7 protein-coding genes and 1 tRNA gene are annotated in these 8,625 nt (G+C 57.2%); 4 read left to right on the top strand and 4 right to left on the bottom strand.

The features are described 5' to 3' along the window. Positions 1-562 precede the first annotated feature (562 nt). Positions 563-1,855 carry a hypothetical protein gene (locus MP439_09000; protein ID MCI2976196.1) on the top strand — a complete coding sequence of 431 codons (1,293 nt, stop codon included), beginning with the start codon at positions 563-565 and terminating at the stop codon, positions 1,853-1,855. Positions 1,856-2,708: 853 nt separating this feature from the next. Here MP439_09000 and MP439_08995 read toward each other — a convergent pair. Continuing rightward, a tRNA-Gly gene (locus MP439_08995) sits at positions 2,709-2,779 on the bottom strand. Positions 2,780-2,878: 99 nt separating this feature from the next. Here MP439_08995 and dcd point away from each other — a divergent pair. Together dcd and MP439_08985 are read left to right on the top strand one after the other, a co-directional pair. Next, positions 2,879-3,415: a dCTP deaminase gene (gene dcd / locus MP439_08990; GenBank protein MCI2976195.1), complete on the top strand. Its 537-nt coding sequence runs from the start codon at positions 2,879-2,881 to the stop codon at positions 3,413-3,415. 83 nt (positions 3,416-3,498) lie between these two features. After that, a complete protein-coding gene (locus MP439_08985; GenBank protein MCI2976194.1) occupies positions 3,499-5,499 on the top strand; it encodes a (Fe-S)-binding protein in 2,001 nt (666 codons plus the stop codon). On the opposite strand, the gene MP439_08980 is transcribed toward MP439_08985, so the two are convergent. After that, a complete protein-coding gene (locus MP439_08980; GenBank protein MCI2976193.1) occupies positions 5,496-6,161 on the bottom strand; it encodes a hypothetical protein in 666 nt (221 codons plus the stop codon). The two genes, MP439_08985 and MP439_08980, sit on opposite strands and share 4 nt — an antisense overlap. Positions 6,162-6,279: 118 nt before the next feature. On the opposite strand from MP439_08980, the gene MP439_08975 reads away from it, so the two are divergent. Further along, positions 6,280-7,353, top strand: a complete 1,074-nt coding sequence (locus tag MP439_08975; protein MCI2976192.1) for a cation:proton antiporter — start codon at positions 6,280-6,282, stop codon at positions 7,351-7,353. On the opposite strand, the gene MP439_08970 is transcribed toward MP439_08975, so the two are convergent. Together MP439_08970 and MP439_08965 are read right to left on the bottom strand one after the other, a co-directional pair. Continuing rightward, positions 7,342-8,049, bottom strand: a complete 708-nt coding sequence (locus MP439_08970) for a hypothetical protein (protein MCI2976191.1) — start codon at positions 8,047-8,049, stop codon at positions 7,342-7,344. The genes MP439_08975 and MP439_08970 overlap by 12 nt on opposite strands. Continuing rightward, on the bottom strand, positions 8,046-8,438 hold the full coding sequence (locus MP439_08965; protein ID MCI2976190.1) for a hypothetical protein: 393 nt from the start codon (positions 8,436-8,438) through the stop codon (positions 8,046-8,048). Before MP439_08965 ends, MP439_08970 begins: the two co-directional genes overlap by 4 nt. Between the last annotated feature and the right edge of the window lie 187 nt (positions 8,439-8,625).

Below are 8,625 nucleotides of genomic sequence, written 5' to 3'. Positions count from 1 at the left end.
TCGCATGGCTGGTGTCCAGTTCAATCTGAACCTCCCTACCTCACGTCCACAACGCTAGCGACGGCCAAACACTGTGGATGAGAACCGTGTGTTTGTTGGTGAGCACTCCCATAAGCGGGGGTGGGTGTTCGTACTGACCACGCACCTGTGCCAATCGACATACCATGTTTCAATCACCAATTCTCTTCATAACCGACCGATCCACCAGTATTGCGTTGTATGCCTCACAGCGCTTTCACCCAATCAACCTCAGGACTCAAACTTGCGCCCCCATCGCAACCACAGCGAGCTACCTTCTGGACAGCTTGACATCCGCTGAGGCAGACGACCCTCTCGCTACAGCCGGACTGAGCTACGCCCTAGAGGCCACGCTACTTGAATTCAGCCAAGAGGCTACGAAACGCGAACAGTCGTAGCTCGTTGTGGACGGCCAATCCTTCGACATTGACTCGAAGAAGTGCGCTCACCTCCAGCGTGGAGTAAAAATTTTGCAACCCCGTTGAACAAATCGCCGCTTCGATACGTACTTGCTACTGACCGAACTCCTGAAAGGGGACCTTAAATGAAAGCAAGAATCACCAAACCGCTCCTCGGACTCGCAGGGTTGGGGGCATCACTTGGAGCTTTGGCGCTGGTTGTAACACCTGCAACTGCCTTTGCCCAGCCTCTCGCTCCTCCTGCGCCTCCCAAGCCCGGCATGCCTGCCCCAGGCCCACTCTTCCCACAAAAGATGATCGCTACGGTCGCCCAGACCAATGCCGCGAATGGAGATACCAACCCCTACGGTATCGCGGTGGTCCCGAAGACGATCGGTTCGCTAAAAGCTGGCAATGTTTTGGTCGCTGACTTTAACAACACATCCACAATGGGTGAAGGGACTAGCATCGTCCAAGTCAACCCAAAGACCGGCCAAACCACGACCTTCTTTAGTTCGAATGCGATTACCGGTCCGGTGGCCATCGCGATCAACCCCAACAACGACTTTGTCTGGCTGGCCTACTACGGTCAGGCCAGTGACGGTAGTCAATCGGGTTACGCAGTTATCTCTCCCGAAGGCACTCTGCCAGTGAACTTCACTAATAAAAATTCGTCCTACATGGGTTACCATAATCTCTTCGAGGGTGTGTGGGGTGCGACCTATGCGAATGGAGCATTCTTTTGGACAAATGCTGGTTCTAGCATGCCCAACTCCTCCGGAACGACCGGACAGGTGTGGCGCTTAAACCCAAACCCTGGCGGCTCCTCGAACGGACAGCCGTTGAACTCGACGTACACACCGCTCGTAACGGATCTTCCAACCTCAGACATCGCTGGCACTCCACCAACCCCTTCGACGGTTGCCGGTCCGCAAGGAATGGCATACGACATGAGGAACAGCACGCTCTATGTCACTGACGACGACAACAACGCAATCTATGCGATACCTCACGCGCTCACAGCGACTGGTCCTGTGACACCGGTTCTGGTGTCAGAGGGTGGCGCATTGATGTCACCACAGGGAATTGTGATCGACCCAATCAACCACAATCTCTTGGTGGTCAACGGCGCTGGGAACAACAACCTCGTGGAGGTGACCCCCAAGGGACGACAGGTGGCAACCCGCAGCCTCGATCAGGGAGGTGCGGGTGCGCTGTTCGGCATTGCCACTTATACACAGGCAGGTCCCGGTCCGATGCATCGGCTTGGTCTCTACTTTGACGATTCCAACACAAGTACGCTGGACTCGTTAGCAGATCCGCAACCAATGCCACCGATGCCACCTGCGGGACCGGTAGGTAATCCACCGATGCCACCTGCGGGACCGGTAGGTAATCCACCGATGCCACCTGCGGCGCCGATGCACTATCAGTCGTGAGGAGCGCAACATCTCGGTATGCCTCTTGGTCGAGCGATACGCTAGATTGGTCCTAGCCGACACAAGCCAGGTGTAACGCACAACTCAGCAGCAACAGGGCTGGAGTGGGGTGGACCAGGTGTCCGTGCCCGCTCTTGCCCTGTTTGTGTAAACGTCATATCTTTCCAGCTCAGTGGGCTCGTGGAGTTACACATTGACACCCGAAAGACGTTGCATTCGCCCAGACTCTCCACACTGTGACCTTGTCACCAACAACGACTACGCTCGTTCGTTGGATGGCCTCTGGAACCGTGGAGATGCGCAGATGAGCCAAGACTTCTTAGTCATTGATACCCAAGAGGCTACGCTCCATGTGAGGACAAATCCATCGCTTCATCGTTGACCAGCTGATGATGTCACCATCCGTTCTTGGGGTGTGGTCGATGATGGCACGAAAGCGCCAGCAACCGACCGAGGAGTGCTAGATCCATCTAGCGGTGTACCGAGAACGCGACCATGCCAGCGCTGGGATCCAGTATGGTGACCTCTGTATCGCCGGCAGCATCGGTGTTCCCCAGTTCCGCCCTGCGTTGTCGGCCTCAAGAGCATCGTATCCAGGCCGCATCGTGCTTCTGCTTGGCACTAAGCCCTCGGCTCCCCTCCTGATCGACGAGGTGATGAGCTTGGCCACGTGCACCCAAGGCGACCCTGACAAAGTGCCTGCAATATCCTCAGCACGTCGTGTTGGCTCTTTGGTGCTTGCCACGCCCATGAACCGGCCCTACCATGTGGTCCATGCCGTACAGCGATAGCGGTCGCTATCAACCAGAGATAACAATCCCGCTCGGTTAAAAACCGAACTACTGATTGAAAGAGCGGGCGACGGGAATCGAACCCGCGTTCTCAGCTTGGGAAGCTGATGTTCTGCCGCTGAACTACGCCCGCGTTTTTCGAGATTCCTCCATCAACCTTCCATGTGCGTCACTTGAAGCAATCCCCAAAGGTTAGTGTAATTGCAGTATGATTTTGTCCGATCGATCTATCATGACAGCCCTCGAGACAGGCCGGGTCGTCATCGACCCCCTGGCCGAACGAGCCGTGCAACCGTCCTCGATTGACTTGCGTATTGGCCACAAGTTTCGAGTCTTTCGGAACTATTCGAAGGGCATGATCGACGTCAGGGAACCACTGGACGACCTCACCGAACTCCTCGAGGTCGACGAGGGAGGGGCACTCATGCTCCACCCCAACGAATTCGTCCTCGGAGCAACTGTCGAGCGTGTCACGATCGGCCCAGACCTGGTGGGCCGCTTGGAGGGCAAGTCGTCACTTGGACGCCTTGGGCTTCTCATCCACTCAACAGCAGGCTTCATCGATCCTGGCTTCTCTGGCACCATCACGCTAGAACTTTCCAACGTCGCCAATCTCCCGATCAAGATCTATCCGGGGATGAAGATAGGACAGATTTCCTTCCTCGAGATGACGACACCAGCTGACAACCCGTATGGGTCAGCTGGGCTCGCCAGCAAGTACCAGGGCCAAGACGGCCCTACGCCAAGCCGCTACCAACTCGACATCTGACCCATGATTGGGCTCTTTATGTTACCGATCAGTAATATGATCAGTACGAACATCAATCGCGAATCACAAACCAAGGAGGAGATTTGAGCGAGCGCCTCATCATCGGACTCGTGATCATCGTTGTGTCGCTGATCCTTGTCGCACGACGCGGCATCTACCTCTACAGCGTTGTTCGCAAGGGCAAGAAGGTCGAGCGTGGACGGACGACGCCCGAACAGGGTGTCAAAGCAGAGGCCGTAGAGGTTCTCGGCCAGCGCAAACTCTTGACAAAAACCGTCCCCGGTGTCGCACACTTCTTCACCTTCTGGGGCTTCACCATCTTGCTCGCCACCATCATCGAGGCGATCGGTTCACTCTTTAGCCGCCACTTCGCCATACCCTTGATCGGCCACGACAGTTGGCTTGGGTTTCTGGAGGACTTTTTTGCCCTTGCCGTCTTGGTCGCTGTCTGCGTGTTTAGCGTGATTCGTATTCGCGAGGCGCCAGAGCACCGAGACCGTGCCTCTAGATTCTACGGCTCGCACACCACCACTGCGTGGATCACCCTTGGCTGGATCGCAGCGGTCGTCATCACCCTGCTCGCCTACCGTGCGTTCCAGGTCAACGCCGGCGACTTCCCATATTCGGACTTCGCGTTTATGTCCCATGCGCTCTCGATTCCATTTCGACACATGGGCCCACACACCAACTACATCCTTGAGTCCATCTTCTTGGTCCTTAACATCGCAGTCATCTTCACCTTCCTGATCTTTGTGGTGCACTCCAAACACTTACACATCTTTACCGCCCCGCTCAACGTCGCCTTCGCTCGGCGCCCCATTGCCCTCGGAGCGCTAGCCACCACCCCCAACATGGATCCAGAGACCCTGTCAGAGGACGACGTCTTCGGGGTTGGCACCATCGAACAAACCACCTGGAAACAGCGTCTCGACCTACTTGCCTGCACCGAATGCGGTCGCTGTCAGGAGCAGTGTCCAGCTTGGGGCACCGGCAAGCCGCTCTCGCCAAAGCTCTTGATCATGAGCTTGCGTGAGAAGATGTTGTCCCCCACACCAAGCGATACCAATCTCGTCCCCGACGTGATCGACCCAGACGTCTTGTGGTCCTGCACCACCTGTGGCGCCTGTGTGCAAGCGTGTCCGGTGGATATCGAACACGTCGACACGATCGTTGACATCCGCCGCTATCAGGTGTTGATGGAGTCGAGCTTCCCCACGGAGGCTAATTCGATGCTACGCAACATCGAGAATCAAGGCGATCCCTGGGGCCTCGGAGCCAGTCATCGCACCGATTGGATGTCAGGGCTCGATTTTGATATACCGATCGTCACGGACGTGATCGACGACGAAATCGAGTACCTCTTCTGGGTGGGTTGTGCCGGAGCGCTCGATGAACGGGCTCAGCGGGTCACCCGCTCGATCGCGGCCCTCCTGCATGGAGCAGGGGTGTCATTCGCTGTTCTTGGTCCCCGTGAGAGCTGCACTGGCGATCCAGCCCGACGTATCGGCAATGAGTATCTCTTCCAGACCCAGGCACAGGTCAACATCGAGACACTCACCGGCGCCAACATCCGTAAGGTAGTCGTCTCGTGCCCGCATTGCTTCAACTCGATCGCCAACGAATATCCGGCACTAGGCGGGAACTTCGAGGTTGTCCATCACTCCCAACTGCTCAGTCGCTTAGTCGCCGATGGTCGTATCGTACCCACGAAATCTGTCGACAAGACGGTTACGTATCACGATCCTTGCTACCTCGGTCGACACAATCACGTCTATGAGGAGCCACGATCGGTACTCGATGCGGTTCCAGGTGTCTACTCACGAGAGATGCATCGCTGCCGTGAAAAGGCGTTCTGCTGCGGGGCCGGTGGAGCACGGATGTGGCTGGAAGAGGGCATCGGCAAGCGCATCAATCTCGAACGAACCGATCAGGCGCTGGAGACCGGAGCCGATGTGGTGTCGACTGCGTGCCCATTTTGCATGATCATGCTCGATGACGCCGTCAAGGCACGGCAAGCCGAAGGACTCGCAGACCCGAACAAGCAGGTCCTCGACGTTGCTCAGATCCTGACGAGCTCGCTCTAGCTCTTCGAGGACTTGGCCTTCGCCAACGGCTTCGTGATCGGGAGGCCGTTGACACCAACGACGTACCAGATCCCACCCTTGCCTTCAGCGTTGATCTCACCGGGCTTGGTATCGAGGCGATAGCGATACAGCGGCCGGCCACCATAGGACACCTGTTCCCACGAGTTGTTCGCCGTCAGAACCCCAAGATCAGCCGCCAGGATTCCTGGGGCTGCCTGGGGGGCACCATTGGTCAGCTCAGGCGGAAAGGCGTACAGACAGATTTTAAAGCACTTGCTATCGCGGAACTGGTCACCAAGACGCACGTAGAGCGTGTAGCCGCTTCCGGTGGTGAGAATCTGGCCATAGGGTGAGTTACGGACTCCGATCGTCGCCGGGTACTTAGGGTCGCCGTTGACGTAGTTGTGGTAGCTCACCGGCCCATAATCGGGGATCGGAAAGCCGGCGCCATCGTAGGACGATGCTGTCTTTGGAACACCGAACCCACCAAGCAGCTTCGCTGTCGCGCTGTTACCAGAGCCCGAGGAGCCAGCCGGTCCGTTCGTCGGAGGTAACGCTGCACCAGCGGATGCCGGTCCATACTCACCATTCGAGAAATGACAGGCCGAAAGGGTTAACCCCAACGCACCGACAACCGCGAGACCTCGAACTGTTTTTCCCATCGCCAACACCCCTACTAGGCTAAACCCTACGGGTGGTGACCATGCCTCTCTCAAAGGGTCCACCCGATTTCACCCTCAGCTCGCGCAAAGGGAATACCGAGAAAGAGAGTCAACAACGATGATTGAGGCGTTGGCCGTTCTTGCGGTGGGATTCGCTGTAGGAGGCATTCCGACGCGCTGGTTACGGATTCCGGAGCCAATCGCCCTTTTGGTCGTCGGGGCACTGGCGCGCGTCCTCTTTGGTGGACAAGCCAACCAAGGCGTCCTCAATGTCGGCGCCTACATCGGACTCTTTGCGTTACTTTTTGGTGTCGGCGTTGAGCTGGCCGATCTCGGCCACCGACCACTCACGCCACGAGGCGCGCTGCTCGCCTCGATCGGTGCCCTGGTGCTGTGCGGGGTGGGGCTCGCGTTACTCGCTGTAATTGAACCATTGAGCCTTAAGGTGCTCGCGCTCGTCCTTTGCAGTATTCCAACTTCTGCGGGCATCGCCGCTCGTCTTCTGCGACCACACGGGACTGGGCAAGGTAGTGGCTACCCGATCATCATCTCAGCGGCGGTAGCCGACGATCTCATCGGGATCACCCTCCTGGTCGTCGCACCCTTGTTCGCGGTTGGTGCCGTCTTTCACCTTTTTAGCTCCCCCACCATCGCCCTGATCACCTCTGTCTTGATTGCGATTGCCATGATCGTCATTCGGCCAAGCCGCTCTCGGGGAAAGCTTTTCAAGCTCAGCGTTCTGACTGCCGCGGGTGTAGCAACCGGGGTGTCTGCCGCACTCCTGGGCGTTTTTGACGGACATGCAATCGCATCGCTCCTGACTCGACGGCTGAAGCACTGGGTTATGGTGGTTGAAAGGCTGCTGCCGACGATGTTCTTCATGACGGCTGGTTATGCGATACGTCTACCGCTACTTGCTCATCTTGACGTTCTTGTCGCTGGATCCCTTGTCCTCGTCGCCCTCTTCATCTCGCGCCTGGCAATCGCCGTGGCCGCTCCTGGGGCAGCGCACACACGACTAGCCGTGGGGGCAGGCATGCTTGCGCGGGGCGAGGTGACGATCGCCATGGCCCTCGTCTTCTTGCAGTCGCGTGTGCTATCGAACGCCAATTACGCCACCTTGATGACGATCGTCCTCGGCTCGACCGCCATATCCGCACTCGCACTCAAGCTGAACCAGTTACGTCGGTGATCCTTTGGAGATCTCATTGGCCGGAGGCTTCTTGATGGCAACCGTCTCGCCAAAGTGAGAGAACTGGACCGTCGAGGTGACGGTCACCTTGGTGGTCGACGATGTTACGAGCTCGGTCTGGTTGACTTGCACAACCTGACCCTTGTTATTGAGATAGGCAATGAAGGTGTCAGACTTGAGACCCGTTAGTGAAGTCGCCATTGCTGAGGTGAGACCCTTCTTGTGCGCCGACAGATCAGCTGCCGTAAAGACGCCCTTGTAACCTGTCGTCGACTGGCCCAAAACCTTGATGCCAGCGACCTTCTTGAACGTCGGTGTCGCTCGGAGCAACGAGGAGATCGATCCCGGCGACGTCGCAGGGAACGGCTCTTTTTGGACGTACCACTTGTTTTTGTAGTAGACCCACTCGGCGTTGCCGATCCGTTCAACGCCAACCTTTTCACTTTGGCTCTGGCCAGAGAGGCTCACCGAACTCGTCAAGCTCGCTGACGCGAGATGCGCATGATAGTTCTGATCCCCACAACCTTGGAGCTCCGTGCTATCGGCACCACTGGTCGCTTGGGTGACGAAGCAGAAGTGAACCTCCTGATTCGTCAAGGTCGCGGCATCCGCGCTGACCGGGTTACTTGCGCTCGTCGAGCCGCAGGCTGCGAGCAGCACCGCACCCAGTGGGAGCAGTAGAGCCAACTTTTTCACTGTATCGATTTCCTTCCTTGGCGAAACGTCAACAACAACGCCGCCAATCCAACTAAAAAGGCAATGTAAACGCCAAACGCAGGTCCATAGTTCACTGGGACCTTCGTCGAGTGATAGGACCCTGGTCCAATCGTCAGATACAGGGCTGCCCCCGCGAACATCGCCAACGCGCCGATCACCCGCCAGGTTTCGAGGGCGATCTTCGGCGTATGACGCGCAAAGAACTGTCCATCGGATGTAAGGACAAATGCGAGCAGCAACACCCCAAGCGCGGTCAAGAAACCCCAGCTATGAAACCCATCGGTCGTCCCACGGACGCTCAAGACAGAGTACGTATGCCACGGGAGAAAGAGAGTAATCGCGATGGCTACGGTGCAGACAGAAAGCACTCGTTCTTCACTACGCAGTCTTTCCCATATATCTCTCAAATGACGTCCTCCGGCCTTTGAGTCTAGCCCATGCAGCGTTCGCTGCCGGTTTGGGGAGCCAAGCTACCATTCACCTCGTTGGTCGCCGTCCGCTCAGACCCACACCAACTCCGTACGGCCGGGAAGTTACCTTGACGCGTTTTGTTGT

The organism is Ferrimicrobium sp. (assembly GCA_022690815.1).
Taxonomy (GTDB): domain Bacteria; phylum Actinomycetota; class Acidimicrobiia; order Acidimicrobiales; family Acidimicrobiaceae; genus Ferrimicrobium.
Note: the sequence above shows the minus strand (reverse complement) of the source record. Positions and strands in the feature narration are given on the sequence as shown.